At 73.5% G+C, this 16,017-nt stretch carries 18 protein-coding genes and 2 riboswitches; of the genes, 8 read left to right on the top strand and 10 right to left on the bottom strand.

Translation table 11 applies throughout. The features are described from left to right. Positions 1-31 precede the first annotated feature (31 nt). The gene (locus JOD48_RS03025) at positions 32-208 is read left to right on the top strand and encodes a CsbD family protein (RefSeq protein ID WP_191791968.1); all 177 of its coding nucleotides are present in this window, start codon (positions 32-34) and stop codon (positions 206-208) included. A 72-nt stretch (positions 209-280) separates the two neighbouring features. Here JOD48_RS03025 and JOD48_RS03020 read toward each other — a convergent pair whose 3' ends face one another. The 3 genes from JOD48_RS03020 to JOD48_RS03010 all read right to left on the bottom strand — a co-directional run bounded on the left by JOD48_RS03020 (position 281) and on the right by JOD48_RS03010 (position 3,675). After that, positions 281-1,072, bottom strand: a complete 792-nt coding sequence (locus JOD48_RS03020) for a GNAT family N-acetyltransferase (RefSeq protein ID WP_204807280.1) — start codon at positions 1,070-1,072, stop codon at positions 281-283. 123 nt (positions 1,073-1,195) lie between these two features. Then, positions 1,196-2,596, bottom strand: coding sequence for an aminotransferase class V-fold PLP-dependent enzyme (locus JOD48_RS03015; RefSeq protein ID WP_191791969.1), 1,401 nt, complete (start codon positions 2,594-2,596; stop codon positions 1,196-1,198). Between the two features lie 41 nt (positions 2,597-2,637). Beyond that, a riboswitch (SAM riboswitch) is annotated at positions 2,638-2,752 on the bottom strand. An 80-nt stretch (positions 2,753-2,832) separates the two neighbouring features. Continuing rightward, a complete protein-coding gene (locus JOD48_RS03010) occupies positions 2,833-3,675 on the bottom strand; it encodes a phosphotransferase enzyme family protein (RefSeq protein ID WP_204807278.1) in 843 nt (280 codons plus the stop codon). Positions 3,676-3,749: 74 nt separating this feature from the next. Then, positions 3,750-3,842, top strand: a riboswitch (SAM riboswitch). Positions 3,843-3,848: 6 nt separating this feature from the next. Between JOD48_RS03010 and JOD48_RS03005 the strand changes: the two genes are divergently transcribed. The 5 genes from JOD48_RS03005 to JOD48_RS02985 all read left to right on the top strand — a co-directional run bounded on the left by JOD48_RS03005 (position 3,849) and on the right by JOD48_RS02985 (position 8,356). After that, positions 3,849-4,313, top strand: a complete 465-nt coding sequence (locus JOD48_RS03005; RefSeq protein WP_204807276.1) for a rhodanese-like domain-containing protein — start codon at positions 3,849-3,851, stop codon at positions 4,311-4,313. Between the two features lie 20 nt (positions 4,314-4,333). Continuing rightward, complete coding sequence (locus JOD48_RS03000) at positions 4,334-5,593, top strand: O-succinylhomoserine sulfhydrylase (protein WP_204810294.1); 1,260 nt, start codon at positions 4,334-4,336, stop codon at positions 5,591-5,593. A gap of 114 nt (positions 5,594-5,707) precedes the next feature. Continuing rightward, complete coding sequence (locus JOD48_RS02995; RefSeq protein ID WP_191791972.1) at positions 5,708-6,757, top strand: LLM class flavin-dependent oxidoreductase; 1,050 nt, start codon at positions 5,708-5,710, stop codon at positions 6,755-6,757. A 66-nt stretch (positions 6,758-6,823) separates the two neighbouring features. Next, positions 6,824-7,618 carry an MBL fold metallo-hydrolase gene (locus JOD48_RS02990; RefSeq protein ID WP_307824277.1) on the top strand — a complete coding sequence of 265 codons (795 nt, stop codon included), beginning with the start codon at positions 6,824-6,826 and terminating at the stop codon, positions 7,616-7,618. A gap of 66 nt (positions 7,619-7,684) precedes the next feature. Next, positions 7,685-8,356 (top strand): DUF1345 domain-containing protein, encoded by a 672-nt coding sequence (locus tag JOD48_RS02985; protein WP_307823941.1) that lies wholly within the window; start codon positions 7,685-7,687, stop codon positions 8,354-8,356. A 10-nt stretch (positions 8,357-8,366) separates the two neighbouring features. Here JOD48_RS02985 and JOD48_RS02980 read toward each other — a convergent pair whose 3' ends face one another. The 5 genes from JOD48_RS02980 to JOD48_RS02960 form a co-directional block, all read right to left on the bottom strand. Continuing rightward, positions 8,367-8,648: a hypothetical protein gene (locus JOD48_RS02980; RefSeq protein ID WP_204807274.1), complete on the bottom strand. Its 282-nt coding sequence runs from the start codon at positions 8,646-8,648 to the stop codon at positions 8,367-8,369. Positions 8,649-8,787: 139 nt separating this feature from the next. Further along, positions 8,788-9,516, bottom strand: coding sequence for a phosphoribosylformylglycinamidine synthase subunit PurQ (gene purQ, locus JOD48_RS02975; RefSeq protein ID WP_204807272.1), 729 nt, complete (start codon positions 9,514-9,516; stop codon positions 8,788-8,790). After that, positions 9,516-9,788 (bottom strand): phosphoribosylformylglycinamidine synthase subunit PurS, encoded by a 273-nt coding sequence (purS, locus tag JOD48_RS02970; protein ID WP_030151045.1) that lies wholly within the window; start codon positions 9,786-9,788, stop codon positions 9,516-9,518. The genes purQ and purS overlap by 1 nt, the downstream gene beginning before the upstream one ends. Positions 9,789-10,052: 264 nt before the next feature. Then, complete coding sequence (locus tag JOD48_RS02965; RefSeq protein WP_204807270.1) at positions 10,053-10,709, bottom strand: hypothetical protein; 657 nt, start codon at positions 10,707-10,709, stop codon at positions 10,053-10,055. Next, positions 10,709-11,107 carry a PadR family transcriptional regulator gene (locus JOD48_RS02960; protein WP_239527317.1) on the bottom strand — a complete coding sequence of 133 codons (399 nt, stop codon included), beginning with the start codon at positions 11,105-11,107 and terminating at the stop codon, positions 10,709-10,711. Before JOD48_RS02960 ends, JOD48_RS02965 begins: the two co-directional genes overlap by 1 nt. A gap of 85 nt (positions 11,108-11,192) precedes the next feature. Here JOD48_RS02960 and JOD48_RS02955 point away from each other — a divergent pair, with 85 nt between their 5' ends. Then, positions 11,193-11,552 carry an HNH endonuclease signature motif containing protein gene (locus JOD48_RS02955; protein WP_204807268.1) on the top strand — a complete coding sequence of 120 codons (360 nt, stop codon included), beginning with the start codon at positions 11,193-11,195 and terminating at the stop codon, positions 11,550-11,552. Here JOD48_RS02955 and JOD48_RS02950 read toward each other — a convergent pair. Further along, positions 11,530-12,486, bottom strand: a complete 957-nt coding sequence (locus tag JOD48_RS02950; protein WP_307823940.1) for a phosphoribosylaminoimidazolesuccinocarboxamide synthase — start codon at positions 12,484-12,486, stop codon at positions 11,530-11,532. The genes JOD48_RS02955 and JOD48_RS02950 overlap by 23 nt on opposite strands. 5 nt (positions 12,487-12,491) lie before the next feature. Then, on the bottom strand, positions 12,492-14,780 hold the full coding sequence (locus tag JOD48_RS02945) for a substrate-binding domain-containing protein (RefSeq protein ID WP_204807263.1): 2,289 nt from the start codon (positions 14,778-14,780) through the stop codon (positions 12,492-12,494). Between JOD48_RS02945 and JOD48_RS19835 the strand changes: the two genes are divergently transcribed. Continuing rightward, positions 14,779-15,975, top strand: coding sequence for a LacI family DNA-binding transcriptional regulator (locus tag JOD48_RS19835; RefSeq protein ID WP_307823938.1), 1,197 nt, complete (start codon positions 14,779-14,781; stop codon positions 15,973-15,975). The two genes, JOD48_RS02945 and JOD48_RS19835, sit on opposite strands and share 2 nt — an antisense overlap. Positions 15,976-16,017 lie beyond the last annotated feature (42 nt).

Here is a 16,017-nt window from a genome sequence, read left to right as displayed (position 1 = left end):
GAAGCACCCACCAACACCGAGGGAGGACCCCATGGGACTGGGAGACAAGATCAAGCACGGTGCCGAAGAGGCCAAGGGCAAGGTCAAGGAAGGCACCGGCAAGGCGACCGGCAACGAGCGCCTCGAGGCCGAGGGCCACGCCGACCAGGCGAAGGCCAACGTCAAGCAGGCCGGCGACGACGTCAAGGACGCCTTCAAGAAGGACTGACGCCCCGACGAAGACCGCCCCGGGACCCATCTGGGTCCCGGGGCGGTGCTGTGGACAGGGGGGACGAACCGGTCAGAGCGCGATGACCGGGGGCAGGTCGGCGGCCGCGGCGCGGTCGGGGGACGACCCTGCGACGGCGTCGAAGCCGCCGGCCCCCGCGAGCGACAGCTCGCCGACGGCCGGTACCACCGTGAGGACCGGCGGTCCCACGGGCACCCCGGCCCCAGGACCCACGGCGTCGGGCTCCCCGGTGGCGGTGAGCCCGACCGGGCCGAGCACGGGCACGATGCGCGGGCTCATGATCCGGGCGAGCAGGCCGAGCTCGACGCCGGGCCACTCGTGCGCCAGGATCGAGAAGCACACCGAGTCGGCCCGGGTCCCGTCGGGAGCCGTGCGGTGACCACGCATGACGCCCTCCTCGTACGCGCCGAGGCGACGCATCGCGGCGAGGGAGCGCGTGTTGCGCGCGTCGACCCGGAAGCCGACACGGTGCACGTCCCACGACTCGAACGCATGTCGGAGCAGCAACCATTTCGAGACCGGGTTGACGAGGCTCCCCCACGTGGAACGGGCGTAGAAGGTCCGCCCGATCTCCACGCGCCTGTCGTCGAGCGACAGGTCACGGAAAGCGGTGCTCCCCACCACGAGACCCGAGCCCGCGTCGACGACGGCGAACGCCGTCAGCGCGCGCGTGGCGCGGGTGTCCTCGATGAAGTTCACCATCCCGACCTCCCCCTCGGGGAGGGTCGCACTCATGCCTGCCCACATCGACGGATCGACGATCTGGGCCAGCGCACCGGCGTGCGCGACAGCCAGGGGTTCGAGGCGGAACCCGTGGCCTTCAAGGTGGACATCGTGCTGCACAGCGCATATCAGAACACACGCAGGCGTCGCCGCCAAGACCACGGAACGGTCGTTCGTGAACGGTGAGGTGACGCCCCGGTGAACGTTGCGCTCCAGGCAGCGTCTCCGCAGGTCAGAGGGTGCTCAGGCGGGGGCGGGTCCGCAGCCCACGGCGGCCGTGATGTTGCCCGCGGCGGCCGTCGCGAACAGGCCCGAGAGCCCCGCGACCTGCAGGAGCGGTCGCGGGTCGTCGCTCACGACCCAGCAGCCGTCCACGACCTCGTACCGGGCCTTCGCCCCCTCGCTCACCCAGGTGCGCAGCGCGGAGACGAGCCGGTCGATCTCCTCACCCGTGGTGCCGACCCCGATCGACGCCCGGATCGCCCCCGCCGGGAAGCCCAGCCGCGCCAGGAGCGGGTGCGCGCAGAAGCGGCCGTCGCGCACGCCGATGCCGTGCTCGGCCGACAAGTAGGCCGCGACCAGCCCCGCGTCGGAACCGTCGACCGAGAACGTCACGACCCCCACGGGGTCGACCGCGTCGGCCCAGGCGCGCACGACGCGTACGCCGTCGATCGCCTCCAGGCCCTCGACGAGGCGGGCCCGCAGCTCGGTCTCGTGCGCGACGAGCACGCCGGGCTCGAGGGCCGCGAGCGCGTCGCACGCGGAGGCGAGCGCGACCGCGCCGATCACGTTGGGCGACCCGGCCTCGTGCCGCGCCGGGGCGCTCTGCCACGTGGTGCCGTCGAGCGTCACGTTGCGCACCGCGCCGCCGCCGGCGAGGTAGGGCGTGCCGGTGTCGAGCCAGTCGCGGCGGCCCACGAGCGCGCCCGCACCGAACGGCGCGTACGTCTTGTGCCCAGAGAACGCGACGTAGTCCACGTCGCTCGCGGCGAGCGAGACGCCGCGGTGCGGGACGAGCTGTGCGCCGTCGAGCAGGACGCGCGCGCCGGCGTCGTGCGCCGCGGCCACGACCTCGGCGAGGGGCAGCGACTCGCCCGTGACGTTCGAGGCCCCCGTGATCGCGACGAGCGCGTACGGGAAGCGCGAGAGCTCGGCGCGCAGGCCCGACAGGGTCTCGGCGACGGTCGCACCGCCGACCAGGACCGTGGCGCCCCCCGTGCGCTGCCAGGGCAGGAGGTTCGCGTGGTGCTCGACGTCGAGGACGAGCACACGCCCCGGCGAGCCGTCGGCCTGGGCCGGGACGCAGCCCGCGAGGAGGTTGAGGGAGTCCGTGGTGTTGCGCGTGACGATCGTGACGTCGTCCTCGCGCGCCCCCACGAACGCGCCGATGGTCTGACGCGCAGCCTCGTAGAGGGCCGTCGACACCTGGGAGAGGTAGCCCGCGCCGCGGTGCACGCTCGCGTACAGCGGCAGGACCTCGGTGACCCGGTCGGCCACGACCTGGAGCGCCGGTGCCGAGGCCGCGACGTCGAGGTTCGCGTACGGGACGCTGCGCCCGTCGACGAGGGGGACCAGGGTGTCGCTGCCCACGACGGGCAGCACGGCACACGAGGTAGGGGCTTCGATGACTGCATGTGCGCTCATGGCACGTCCTCCGGTGGTCGTCGGAGTTCGCCGTGCCGGCCCCTCCGCGCTTGCCCCCCTCCTGATAGAGAGGGACCTGGTCGTCACCCGGGGCACCCCACCGCGGAGGAGGGTTGCCGGCCAGCAAACCGGGGTTTTGCGCTGGCACTCATGACCTGGTGTCCAGGATGGTCGAGGCGCGCGGAGCGTGTCAACCGGTGGGCACAGCGTCTCGGATGATGAGCAGAGGCAACCTGTCAGGTGGGCAGATCCGGCGAATCGGACGCTGTCGCGAGACTCTCGACCCGCTGCGCGTCGGAGCGGTACATGGCCGCGTGCTCCCGGAAGTCGTCGCGTCCGGTCGCGGCCGCACGCTCGTCCGTGAACGCCGCGAGCTCGTCGAGCCGCGCGACCACGACGGTCAGGACCTCCCGGCGCGAGTACGGCATCCCGTACGCGCGGACCAGGGCGTCGAGGCGCGCCAACGGGTCCAGCCGCCCGACGACGTCGCTCCCCTCCGACTCCCCCGCGTCCGCCACGAGGGGCGCGAGCCGGTAGCCGAGGTAGGCCAGGTCCCAGATCCGGGGGCCGGGGCTCGCGGTGTCGAAGTCGATGAGCCCGACCACGGCCCCGTCACGGAAGACCAGGTTGTACGGGGCGACGTCGTTGTGGCACACGACCTCGGCAGGCTCGTGCGGTGCGGTCTGCCAGGTGGGGGCCGCCGGCAGAGCGTCGGGGACGAGGGCGGCGGCGCCTGTGTCGAGGAACCCGACGCTCGCGTCGTGCACGCGCCGCAGCAGCGCGCCCGCGTCCCGGAGCACCGACTCGTCCCAGACCCACGGTGGCAGCGGGTAGTTCCCGACGTCACCGGGGAGGAACGACAGCACCTCGCGCCCCTGCTCGTCCGTCCCGAGCGGCTCCGGCACCTCGGCGACGCCCTGTGCGCGCAGGTGCCGCAGGAGCGCCTGGACCGTGGGCGTCCAGGGCCCTGCGGTGCGGCGGACGGTGTCGCCTCGCCGCACCACGGTCGTCGAGTTCCCACCGGCCAGGGGCTCCTCGGCCTGGTCGGGCGCGCGGTCGGGTTCGGGGAGGTGGCTCATGCGCAGGAACCTAGCCCGACCACCCTGCGAGACACCTGTTCTTTTCCGTGGTCACGGTGGCGTACGATCCGACGCAACCATCCAGAGCGGCTGAGTGACTTGGCACGATGACGCCGCAGCAACCCCCCGGTGACGGGCGAGGGTGCTACCGCCACGACCGATGGAGGATCACCATGAGTGCCCCCGACCGCGCGACCGCTGCCCCGGTCCCCGACGCCCGTCCCGCCGACGGGTACGCCGGCGACATCACGCCCCAGCAGGCGTGGACCCTTCTCCAGAACGACCCGAGCGCCGTCCTCGTGGACGTCCGCACCGACGCCGAGTGGCGCTTCGTCGGGGTCCCCGACCTGTCCTCGACGGGCCGCGCGCCCGTCCTGACCCAGTGGGTCGACGTCGCGGGCCGCCCGAACCCGGCGTTCGTCGCGGAGCTCACCGCGGCCGGGCTGAGCCCTGAGCGTCCGGTCGTCTTCCTGTGCCGCTCGGGAGCCCGCTCGATCGGCGCGGCCAAGGCCGCGACCGCCGCGGGGCTGGGTCCCGCGTACAACGTCCTCGAGGGTTTCGAGGGAGCGCTCGACGGCGCCGGTCACCGTGGTTCCGACGGCTGGCGCGCCGCGGGCCTGCCCTGGACGCAGTCGTGAGCGCCGCGACCGGGGACGGCGTGCTCCGCATCCCCGCCGGCGTCCCGGGCGGCTCGGGTCGTGGCCCCCTCCCCCGTTCGGTCCGTCCCGACACGCTCGCGGTGCGCGGCGGCCACGCCCGCACCAACTTCGAGGAGACGAGCGAGGCGCTCTTCCTCACGCAGGGCTACGTGTACGGGAGCGCCGCGGAGGCCGAGGCCGCGTTCACGGGCGAGGTCGACCGCTTCATCTACTCGCGCTACGGCAACCCGACGGTGCACACGTTCGAGGAGCGGCTGCGCCTCATCGAGGGCGCCGAGGCCTGCTACGCGACCGCGTCGGGCATGTCCGCGGTCTTCACCTCGCTCGCGGCGCTGGTCGGTGCCGGGTCGCGCATCGTCGCGGCCCGCGCGCTGTTCGGCTCGTCGCTCGTGATCTTCGACGAGATCTTCGCCAAGTGGGGCGTGCGCACCGACTACGTCGACGGTCACGTGCTCTCGCAGTGGGAGGAGGCGCTGTCGACCCCCGCGGACGTCGTCTTCTTCGAGACCCCGTCCAACCCCATGCAGGACGTGATCGACGTGCGCCGCGTGAGCGAGCTCGCGCACGCCGCGGGTGCCGTCGTCGTGCTCGACAACGTGTTCGCCACCCCCGTCCTGCAGAAGCCGCTCGAGCTCGGCGCCGACGTCGTCGTGTACTCGGCGACCAAGCACATCGACGGGCAGGGCCGCGTGCTGGGCGGCGCGATCCTGGGTTCCGAGGAGTACGTCAAGGGACCCGTCCAGACCTTCATCCGCAACACGGGCCCCTCTCTCAGCGCGTTCAACGCCTGGGTCCTGGTCAAGGGGCTCGAGACGCTGTCGGTGCGCGTCAAGGCGCAGAACGCCTCGGCCCTCCAGGTCGCGACCGCGCTCGAGGAGCTGCCCGGCGTCACGGCCGTGCGCTACCCGTTCCTCGCCTCGCACCCGCAGGTCGAGCTCGCCAAGGCCCAGCAGAGCGGGGGCGGGACGGTCGTGACGTTCAACCTCGACGTGCCGGGCGCCGACGCCCCGGGCACCGACCCCGAGCTCCTCAAGAAGCGCACGTTCCAGTTCCTCGACGCGCTGCGGGTCGTGGACATCTCCAACAACCTGGGTGACGCCAAGTCGCTCATCACGCACCCCGCGACCACGACGCACCGCAAGCTGGGGCCGGACGGGCGTGCCGCCGTCGGGATCGCGGAGACGACCGTGCGCCTGTCGATCGGCCTCGAGGACCCGCTCGACCTGATCGAGGACGTCGAGCAGGCGCTGCGCCGCTGACCGTCCGGCCGGGTGCGGAGTACGTGTCGCGAAACCTGCCCGACGACGACACGTACTCCGCACCCAGCGGCCGCGCAGGAATACCCCGGCCGTATCCCGGGGTTGCACCAGGCGATGACTACCTCGCCGCGCCTCTCCGTCCTCGACCTCGTCCCCGTCCGCTCGGGACAGTCCTCCGCCCAGGCCATCGCCGCCTCCCTGGACCTCGTGCGCCTCGCCGACCGCCTCGGCTTCACGCGCTACTGGTTCGCCGAGCACCACAACATGCCCGCGGTCGCCGCGTCCGCACCGCCCGTCATGATCTCGGCGGCCGCCGCGGTGACCGAGCGGATCCGCGTCGGGTCGGGCGGCGTCATGCTCCCCAACCACGCGCCGCTCGTCGTCGCGGAGCAGTTCGCGGTCCTGGAGGCCATGGCCCCGGGGCGCGTCGACCTGGGCATCGGGCGCGCGCCCGGCAGCGACCCGGTCGTCACCGCCCTGCTGCGCAGCAGCGGCCCGACGTCCGACGTCGACCGCTTCCCCCAGCACGTCCAGGACATCCGCTCGCTCATGAGTGCCGAGGGCGCCTCGGTCCGCCTCACGACCGGTCAGGTCTACGACGTCCACGCGACTCCGGCCGCCGAGTCGGTGCCGACCGTGTGGTTGCTCGGGTCGAGCGACTACTCCGCGCGCCTGGCCGCCGAGCTCGGCCTGCCGTACGTGTTCGCCAACCACTTCTCGGGCGCCGGCATCGACGAGATCCTCGCCCTCTACCGCGACGGCTACCGCCCGTCGGCCGAGCACCCCGCGCCGGAGACGTTCCTGACGGTCAACGTGTCGGTCGCCCCGACGCTCGACGAGGCACGCGCCCGCGCGCTGCCGCAGGCGCGCATGATGGCCCGCCTGCGCTCGGGGAAGCCGCTGGGCGCCCAGGAGACGGTCGAGGACGCCGCGTCCACGCCGCTCGACGGGCTCACGTCCCAGATGGCCGAGGAGATGCTCGACCGCTGGATCGTCGACGAGCCCCAGGCCGCGGCCCGCCGCGTGCGCGAGCTCGCCTCCCGGCACGGCGTCGACGAGGTCATGGTCGTGCCCGTCGCGGGCTCGCGCGCCGACGAGTCGCTCGACGCGACGCCCGGCCGCACGCAGACGATCGAGCTGCTCGCGGCCGCGCTCGGAGACTGACGCCGAGCCGTGACCCCACCGAGCGACGACCGCACCCGACGGCCCGCCCACGCGGCGCCGTCGGGCGTGCCCGTCCTCGTCACGAGCCAGGCCTCGGTGCTGCTCGCCCCCAACCCTGGACCCATGACGCTCGACGGGACCAGGTCCTACGTCCTGGCCGCGCCCGGGGCGGGCACCCGCGTGGTCGTCGACCCCGGGCCCGACGACGTCGCTCACCTCACGACCCTGGCCGCCGGGCCGCCCGTCGAGCTCGTCCTGATCACGCACCGCCACGCGGACCACACCGCAGGGGCGGCACGCTTCGCCGAGCTCACGGGCGCACCGGTCCGCGCGGCCGACCCCGCGCACTGCCACCCGGCTCGTTCCCGCGACGCAGCGCCGTTGCTCGGCGGCGAGACGATCCACGCGGCCGGCCTGCGGATCGAGGTGCTCGCGACACCCGGGCACACGGGCGACTCGACGAGCTTCCGCCTCCCCGACGACGGCCCGCACGGCAGCGTGCTGACAGGCGACACCGTCCTGGGCCGCGGTACGACCGTCATCGCCGAGCCCGACGGCTCGTTGCGCGACTACCTCGCGAGCCTCGACCTGCTCGAGTCGCTCGGCGCTGCGACCGTGCTGCCCGCGCACGGCCCGCACCTGGACGACCTGTCCGTCGCCGTGCGGTCGTACCGCGAGCACCGGGCCGACCGGCTCGCGCAGGTGCGCACCGCGCTCGGGGACCGGGCGGGCGAGGCGGTGACCGAGGCGCTCGTCGACGACGTGACCGCCTCGGTGTACGGCGACGTCGCCCTCGGCGTGCTCCCCGCGGCGCGCCAGAGCGTCCGGGCGCAGCTCCGGTACCTCGCCGAGGGCGCATAGCGGCGGACGCCGCGGGACGAGCCCGGCCGACGCGCCGGGCCGCGGCGCCGGTGGTTGACTGACCGCGTGATCCCCTCCCGCCCGGACCTGCCCTCGACCCCCGTCCCGCGCGACCGCCTCGGGGCCGGCCCTGCGGTGCGTCTCGCGGTCGGGCTGCTCGTCGGGGCGGGCGTCGGGTTCTGGTTCGGCTCGCAGGGATACCCGCGCTTCGCATTCCTCGCGGGGTGGAGCGTCGCGGCCCTGCTGTTCATCGCGTGGACGTGGCTCGTCATCGCCCCCATGGACGCCCGGGTCACGGCGAGCCATGCCACACGCGAGGAGCCCTCGCGCCGGGTGACGCACCTGTTCATCCTGGCGGCGTCGGTCGTGAGCCTCGTGGGGGTCGCGCTCCTGCTGCTCGCGTCGCCCGACGACAAGCGGGCCCAGGCGCTCACCGCGGTGTTCGCCGTGGGGAGCATCGCGATCTCGTGGGCCGCCGTCCACACCCTGTTCGGCCTGGCCTACGCACGCCAGTACTACACGGGCACCGACGGCGGCATCGACTTCAACCAGGCCGAGCCGCCCCGGTACCTCGACTTCATGTACGTCGCGTTCACGGTCGGGATGAGCTTCGCGATCTCCGACACCAACGTGACGTCGGGCGAGATCCGGCGCACCACGCTGGGCCACGCCCTGCTGTCCTACCTGTTCGGGACCGTGATCATCGGCGCCGTCGTCAACCTGGTCGCGGGGCTCTGACCCCGCCGTCTCACCGGCTCCGGCGCGTCACGACGCTCGACACGAGCGCGGCGACCGCCGCCACGGACATGACCAGGAAGAGCGCGAGAGCTACCCGCAGCGGCGTGTACGCGATGCGCTCGGTCATCTCGCCCGCCGGGCCGAACCAACCCCAGTCCGCGACCACGGCCTCGATGCGCGAGCCGATCGCCCCTACCCGACCCGGCGCCGCGCCGAGCATACCGGTCACCCACGCGACGCAGTCGATCATCAGGGCGCCGAACACGGAGGAACCGGACAAGAGGGTGAGCACCGGACCAGGGTAACGGGTCGGGCGGCGGGGAGGCGGGTGATATCCGTCCCCGAGGACGCCACTGCCCGACGGCGCCGCTCACCTCGGGAGGTGAGCGCCACCGTCGGGCAGTGCGCGTGTCGCGCGGGGCGACGGGCTCTCAGGCCTGGACGAGCGTGCTCAGCACCGAGGTGAAGAAGCCCAGCCCGTCCGTGCCCGCGCGCGGGCCGGACTCGTTCGCGGGGCCGAACCCGGCCTCGACCGCGTGCTCGGGGTGCGGCATGAGGCCCACGACGTTGCCCGCCGCGTTCGAGATGCCCGCGATGTTGCGGCGCGACCCGTTGGGGTTCCAGCCGTCGTAGCGGAAGACGACGCGGCCCTCGGCCTCGAGCTCGTCGAGCGTGCGCTCGTCGGCGACGAACTGGCCGTCCTGGTTCTTGAGCGGCACCGTGATGCGCTGGCCCGCGGTGTAGTCACGCGTCCAGGCGGTGTCGGCGTTCTCCACGACCATGGTCTGCTCGCGGCAGATGAACGCGAGGTGGTCGTTCTTGATCATCGAGCCGGGCAGCAGGTGCGCCTCGGTGAGGATCTGGAAGCCGTTGCAGATGCCCAGGACGGGCAGCCCGCCCCTGGCTGCGTCGACGAGCGAGTCCATGACGGGCGCGAAGCGGCTGATCGCCCCGGCGCGCAGGTAGTCGCCGTACGAGAAGCCGCCCGGCAGCACGACCGCGTCGACCCCGTGCAGGTCCGCGTCCGCGTGCCACAGGGACACGGGCTCGCCGCCGGCCAGGCGCACCGCACGCGCGGCGTCGCGGTCGTCGAGCGTGCCGGGGAACGTGATGACACCGATCCGGGCCGTGGCCAGGCCGGTCGCTGCGGGGGCGCTCATCAGGCGCTCTCCCCGCCCAGCTCGGCCGTGAGCTCGGCGACGAGGACGACGTCCTCGATGACCGGGTTCGACAGGACCTTCTCGCCGGCCTCGCGGGCCGCGGCAAGCACCTCGGGGGTGACGTCACCCTCGACCTCGAGCTCGAACCGCTTGCCCTGGCGCACGCCGGTGAACTGGGTGAAGCCCAGGCGCGGGAGCGCCCCGACGACGGCCTTGCCCTGCGGGTCCAGGATCTCGGGCTTGGGCATGACCTCGACGACTACGCGTCCCACAGGAGCTCCTCGGGAAGTTGGTCCGGCCGGCTCGGCTCGGACAGGTCCGCACGAGGCTCGGGGCGCGCCGCGAGGGCGGCGACGAGGTCGCACGGATCTCGGTGGGTGGGGATTCCGGGGCCAGTTTACCCGGGCCGCGCATGGGGCCTGGCCGCGTCTCAGGCGTCGGTCGGGGTGGTGCTTCCTGGGCGCCGAGAACGAGGTCGCGGCCGTTCTGCGTGCCACGGCGACCTCGACCTCGTTCTCGACCGCGGGGGTCTCCCGTCAGGAGGTCGGCCCGGCGTCCCGGGGGGTCGATGAGGCGGGCGTGGGTGCCGGACGTTCGACGCCGGGCGGCAGCGGGGCCGGTGCACGCGGCGGCACCGGCATGTTGCCCTCCATGACGTGCCGACGCCAGGCCCGACGGACTCGGTCCTTGCGGAAGGCCGTGCCCCCGACGACGATCGTCAGCGCCATGAACGCCCACCAGTACCAGGACGACAGGTAGATCGGGACGTAGACCCCCTGCCCGGTCAGGAACGCGACGGGCGTAGGCCACGTCGTGGCCAGGACGAGCATGGCGACCACCCCGGCCTGTGCCCGGAACGCGTAGGCGGCTCCGTGGATGTCGTCCGCGACCCACCACCAGTACTTCTCGGGCAGCCGCCTGTCGAACATCCGGTACAGCGCCCACCGCCACAGCGGCGGGTGCTCGCGCCACCGCAGCCCCCAGCCGGCGCGCAGCAGGCTGCGGACCTCGTCGGTGCTCAACCGGTCGGGCGCGGGCGCCCCCGCGGCCTCGGCCGCCCCGTGCGCGACGTCCTGCTGGACCGCGAGCAGCTCGTCGCCGTGGACCTCGCGCCAGCGGCGCGGGTAGGCGCGGGCCCACCAGCGCGCCGACCGTTCGAAGCGCTCGTCGGGTGTCAGGTCGCGGCGGCGCATCAGGCCAGCCCTCCGGCGAGCCTGCCCGACGTCGGGCGCACTGCCGTGCCGCGCGTGTCGAGGGCCTTCTGCGCCCTGGCGGCGAGCTCGCGGAGCCTGGCCGTCTCCTGCTCGGCTGCGCGGCGGCCGTCGTCGGTGATCCGGTAGTAGCGCCGGAGGCGACCGTCGACGACCTCCTCACCTGCGGGCTCGACGAGGCCGGCCCCCGAGAGCCGGTCGAGGTTGCCGTACAGGGTTCCGGCGCCGAGGGCGGTGGCGCCGTCGGACAGCTCGGCGACGGCCTGGATGACGGCGTAGCCGTGCAGCGGCTCGGGGGTGAGGGAGAGCAGGATCAGGTACGCCTGCTCGGTCATGCGGAAGGACTTCCCGCCGGCCGGGCCGCTCGTCGCTGTGGTCATGGTCGATATATATCGTGCGACGACCCATACGGGCAAGAGGCAGCCCCGACCTGCGGTGTCAGAGGCTCGGCCTAGGATCGAACACATGTTCGATCCGTCGCTCGCAGCCCGCCCCGGGCCAGGGGTCCAGGTGATCGCCGCCGTGCTCTCGCGGGACCGCACGTGCACGTTCCCGGGGTGCTCGGTGCCCGCCTTCCGGTGCGACCTCGACCACGTGGCCCGCCCTGCGCCGCGAGAGCCGGACGCCCCCGAGCCCGACGTCCGGCCCGAGGACCTCATCTCGCTGTGCCGGCACCACCACGTGGTCCGGGCACGGTCCGGCTGGCGCCCCGAGCTCACGGCCGACGGCACGGTGCGCTGGACGTCACCGACCGGCCACCGCTACGTCCGCGAGCGCCTCGGCTCCCCGACGGGCTCAGGGCTCAGAACAGGGACTCGCCCGTGATCCGCTCGTAGGCCTCGAGGTAGCGGTCGCGCGTGCGCTCGACGACGTGGGCGGGCAGCGAGGGCGGCGGCGCGTCGGACGCACGGTCCCAGCCCGAGGCCTCGGAGGCGAGCCAGTCACGGACGTACTGCTTGTCGAAGCTGGGCTGCGAGCGCCCCGGCTGCCACTGGTCCGCGGGCCAGAAGCGCGAGGAGTCGGGAGTCAGCACCTCGTCCCCCAGGACGGTCGCGCCCGAGACGGGGTCGATCCCGAACTCGAACTTGGTGTCGGCGAGGATCACGCCGCGCGCGCGCGCGATCTCCTCGGCGCGCGAGTAGACGGCGAGCGTCAGGTCGCGCAGGCGGGTCGCGGCGTCGATCCCGATCGTCTCCGCGACGACATCGAACGACACGTTCTCGTCGTGCTCCCCCACCTCGGCCTTGGCCGCGGGCGTGAAGATCGCCTCAGGCAGGCGCGACCCGTCGACGAGACCCTCGGGCAGCGGAACTCCGCACACCGTACGGTCCACGCGGTACTCGACGAGGCCGGAGCCCGTGAGGTACCCGCGGGCGACGCACTCGACCGGGAACATCTCGAGCCGGCGGCAGACCATGGCACGCCCCGCGACGGCGTCGGGCACCAGGCCGTCGCCCGGCATGGCGCTGGCCTCGGTGCTGACGACGTGGTTCGGGACCAGGTCCGCGAGCTTGTCGAACCACCACAGGCTGAGCTGGGTCAGGACGACGCCCTTGTCCGGGATGCCCGGGGACAGCACGTGGTCGAACGCGCTGACACGGTCGCTCGCGACCACGAGGACCACGTCACCGAGCGGGTGCGCGCCACCGAGCTGCGCGAGGTCCGGCTCGTAGAGGTCGCGCACCTTGCCCGAGTAGACGTGCCGCCACCCCGGGAGATCGAGGTGGGCCGTGTCGAGGGCGTCGCGCGAGTCAGTCACGGCGCCTAGTCTCTCATCCACCCGCCCTCGCCTCGGGAGGTGATCTCCTGTCGTTCGTCCGAGCAGTCCGTCAGGACTCCGACCATCCGTGTCGGACATCCTGCGCCGTCGCTCACCGTCACGGCGCGGCAGTGCACCCGCAGGTAGCGGCCGTCGGCCGCCAGCAGCCGGTGCTCCAGGTCGAGCATCCCGCCGACGCCGCCGAGCTGGACCGCGAGCGCGACCTGGACTGCGGGAAGGTCCTCGGGATGGACCCGGTCGAGCCACTCCTCGGGGTCGGCGGTCTTCAGGTCGTCGGCGGGGAGGCCGAGCATCGCCCTCCAGGACGGCGAGAAGTAGACCGTGCCGGTCGCGACGTCCCAGTCCCAGGTCGCGTCGTACGCGGCGACCGAGGCCAGGGCGTAACGTTCCTCGCTCACGCTGATCTCCTCCGCCAGCCGTCGCTCGCGCAGCGCCGCCTCCTCGAGCTCCGTCCGCTGGGCACGCAGCGCGGCGAGGTGGTCCTCCTGGTCGAGCGCGACCGCGAGCATCGCTGCCCAGTGGTTGTACCTCTCGCGCGCGCTGGTCGCACGGGTGTCGACCGGGCCGCCGATCACGAGGTACCCCCAGTCGCTCGCGTCGGACGCCACGGGGATGACGAACGAGAGAGCGTCGGCACTCAGGAGCGCGCGCGGAGGGAACTGCGCCGCGGGAAACCTGTGCCCGACGAGCCGTCGGCCGGCCAGGCTGCCACGGACGCCGGCGACCTCCAGCGCGCCCCCTCCCGGTCCTGCACCGGGAGGGTTCCAGAGGGCGATCGCAGCCGGCCCCACCTGGCCCCTCGGCAGCCACTCGAGGTGACGCAGCGACGCGCTGTCGGCGTGCATGAGCTCGAGGTCGAGCTCGTACTGGTCGACCATCGCCCGCTCGAGGTTCCCCGAGCGGACGAGCAGCGCGTGGGTGCATCCTTTGGCGAGCGCGACGAGGACCTCGGTCGTCACGTCGCTCAGCGCCAGAGAGCGTCCCTGCGGGCGTCCCCGCGCCCCGCCGACCCCGACCACGGCGCTGATCGACCCCGCCGGGCCACGGCGCTTGGTCCCGGCCCCGAGCTCGGCCTCGAGCGCACGCACGGCCGGCACGAGCAGCTCGAGCGCCTCGGGCACGGGGCGCAGCACGGCGGTGCGGTCGGCGAGCGCCCGGTAGAAGTGCGGCGTGGGCACCGTGCCGTCGCCGGCCGCGTCGGTCATCGTGCCGACGACCGCCCGCACCCATCCACCGACGGCGCTCTCGCCGGAACCGGTCGGGCCGGTGCTCCCCGGGCCTCGGCGGGCTCGCAGCACGACGGAGTCGTCGAGCACGGCGCGCGCGACGGCGTCGAGGCGGGCCGTGGCGGTGCCGGCCTCGGCCGCCTCGGCCGACGTCGGTATGCCGTCGACGAGCAGGTCCGTCCGTGTGCTGTCGACGCAGCCGCAGGACTCGCGGCAGACCAGCGTCGCCTCGGCGAGGTGCTGCCCGGGCCCCACCTGCTCACCGTGGATGCGCGCGAGCAACAGCTCGGCGGCCAGCTCACCGACCCGGTCGTGGTGGGGGTCGACCGACGAGAGCCGCGGTCGGGACCGGGCACCGCCGTCGGAGTGGTCGAAGCCGATCAGCGCCTGGTCGCGGGGGAGCACGAGGCCGGCATCGGCGAGCGACCGCAGGAAGCCCACCGCGTTGCGGTCGGTGCCCGCGACCGTCGCGGTGGTGTCGAGCCCTTCCTGGAGAGCGGCCCGTGCCGCTGCCGCCCCCGCCGCCTCCTGGTTGTCGCGGGTCTGGTAGATCCACTCGGGTCGCGGTTCGATCCCGCGGGCGCGCAGCGCGGCCTCGTACGCGGCGTGCCGCTCGACGAGGTCGTGCTGGCGCGGGTTCCCGAGAAACCCGATGCGCTCGTGGCCGTGCTGGAGGAGGTGCTCGACGGCGGCGCGCACACCACCCGCGTTGTCGGGTGTGACCACGGGCGCCCCGAGGTCGTCGACGGTCTCGCTGATCACCACGAGAGGCTTGCCCGATCGATCGACCCCCCGCAGGACGTCGTGCTCGACCGCGGACGTCACCACGATGACGCCGTCCATCACGTCGAGCCCCACGATCTGCCGGTGGGGCGGCCGGTCGGGGAACTCCTCCCGGTCCAGGTCGGCCGGATAGGTCTGGAACGCGACCACCCGGTGGCCGCCCGTCCGTAGTCCTCGTGAGATCCCCGCGAGGATCTTCCCGAAGTAGAAGCCGCCCACGACGGGCGAGAGCACACCGATCGTGAGGTGTCGTCGGTGGGTCATGACATCGACCATGGTGTCCACTCCGTCGTGTACCGCGTTCTCCGTGCGACCGGTCCGCCGTCGGGCCGGTCGGGTCGTGCTGTGTGCGCTGCCTGCGGCATGCTGTGTGACCGTGGCCACATTCTCACGTCCGGAAAGCCCGATTGCTACCGGTAGGCGTCCCACCATCACGGATGTCGCCCGCACGGCCGGGGTGTCGATCGCGGTCGTCTCCTACGCACTCAACGGGCGACCGGGCGTCTCCGAACGCACCAGACGCCGCGTGCTCCAGGTCGCCGAGGACCTCGGCTGGCGACCGAGCGTGGCGGCCAGGGCCTTGCGCGGAATGTCCGGGACGGTCGCTCTGCTCCTCGTCCGGGACGAGATCGGGACTGCGTCGACCGACGCTGATCTCGAGCTCGCCGACGGGCTCCGCGACGTCCTCGACACCGACCTCCCGTTGACCGTGCACCTCGTCGACTCCCTCTCCGAGGCGGCAGCCGGGGTCGCCACCTGGTGGGCCGAGCACCGCTACGACGCCGTCGTCATGACCGGGATCCGCACCGACGACCCTCGCCTCGCCGTCGTCGAACGGCTCGGCGTCCTGACCGTGCTGGTCGACCAGGTCTCCTGGTCCTCGGCAGCCCCGACGGCCCCGACGGCCCCTGCCCCGCGGACGGTGGCCCTCGACCCGGCGGCAGACGTCAAGGTCGGCCGGCACCTCAGCGACCTGGGACACCGGCACGTCGCGGTGCTCGCGTCCGCGACGTCGCTCCGGTCAGGGCATGGCGCTGCGGTTGCCGTGCGTGACGAGGTCGCCCGGCGAGGTGGCACCACGCTCGTCGAGCCCTGCACGACGCTCGAGGAGGTCGCGACGACCGCCCGTCGGCTGCTCGCCACCCCGGACCGCCCGACGGCGATCGTCACCTCGGACGACCTGGGCGCCCTGGTCGTCCTCGACGTCGCACGCCGTGCCGGGCTGGCCGTGCCGTGGGACGTGTCGGTCGTCGCCGGTCGCGACGCCCCCGTGCTGCGCCTGTCGACCCCGCCCGTCACCGCGGTCGCGCGCCCCCTCCGCGCTCTCGGGCAGGAGGCGGGTCGCCAGGTCCTGCGCGCCGTCGGACGCCACGAGGGCGACCGCCCGGACGACGAGACCTCCCGGGAGGTCCCCGGTGGAAGGCTCGTGCTCCGTGGCACCACTGCTCCACCGCGCTGACCTCGCACGTCGCGGCGTCCACCGTCGCCTCCGTCCGCCGCC

The sequence above is a fragment of the Oerskovia paurometabola genome, from assembly GCF_016907365.1.
Classification (GTDB): Bacteria; Actinomycetota; Actinomycetes; order Actinomycetales; family Cellulomonadaceae; genus Oerskovia; species Oerskovia paurometabola.
The sequence above is the reverse complement of the archived record's forward strand: the minus strand, read 5'-3'. Positions and strand labels throughout refer to the sequence as shown.

Excerpts from the sequence above, each read along its gene's own strand:
- JOD48_RS03015 (WP_191791969.1), bottom strand. The coding sequence starts at position 2,596 with ATGAGCGCACATGCAGTCATCGAAGCCCCTACCTCGTGTGCCGTGCTG.
- JOD48_RS02965 (WP_204807270.1), bottom strand. The coding sequence starts at position 10,709 with ATGCGCCGCCGCGACCTGACACCCGACGAGCGCTTCGAACGGTCGGCG.
- JOD48_RS03010 (WP_204807278.1), bottom strand. The coding sequence starts at position 3,675 with ATGAGCCACCTCCCCGAACCCGACCGCGCGCCCGACCAGGCCGAGGAG.
- JOD48_RS02995 (WP_191791972.1), top strand. The coding sequence starts at position 5,708 with ATGACTACCTCGCCGCGCCTCTCCGTCCTCGACCTCGTCCCCGTCCGC.
- JOD48_RS19835 (WP_307823938.1), top strand. The coding sequence starts at position 14,779 with ATGACATCGACCATGGTGTCCACTCCGTCGTGTACCGCGTTCTCCGTG.
- JOD48_RS03025 (WP_191791968.1), top strand. The coding sequence starts at position 32 with ATGGGACTGGGAGACAAGATCAAGCACGGTGCCGAAGAGGCCAAGGGC.
- JOD48_RS02955 (WP_204807268.1), top strand. The coding sequence starts at position 11,193 with ATGTTCGATCCGTCGCTCGCAGCCCGCCCCGGGCCAGGGGTCCAGGTG.
- purQ (WP_204807272.1), bottom strand. The coding sequence starts at position 9,516 with ATGAGCGCCCCCGCAGCGACCGGCCTGGCCACGGCCCGGATCGGTGTC.
- JOD48_RS02960 (WP_239527317.1), bottom strand. The coding sequence starts at position 11,107 with ATGACCACAGCGACGAGCGGCCCGGCCGGCGGGAAGTCCTTCCGCATG.
- JOD48_RS02945 (WP_204807263.1), bottom strand. The coding sequence starts at position 14,780 with ATGACCCACCGACGACACCTCACGATCGGTGTGCTCTCGCCCGTCGTG.
- JOD48_RS03005 (WP_204807276.1), top strand. The coding sequence starts at position 3,849 with ATGAGTGCCCCCGACCGCGCGACCGCTGCCCCGGTCCCCGACGCCCGT.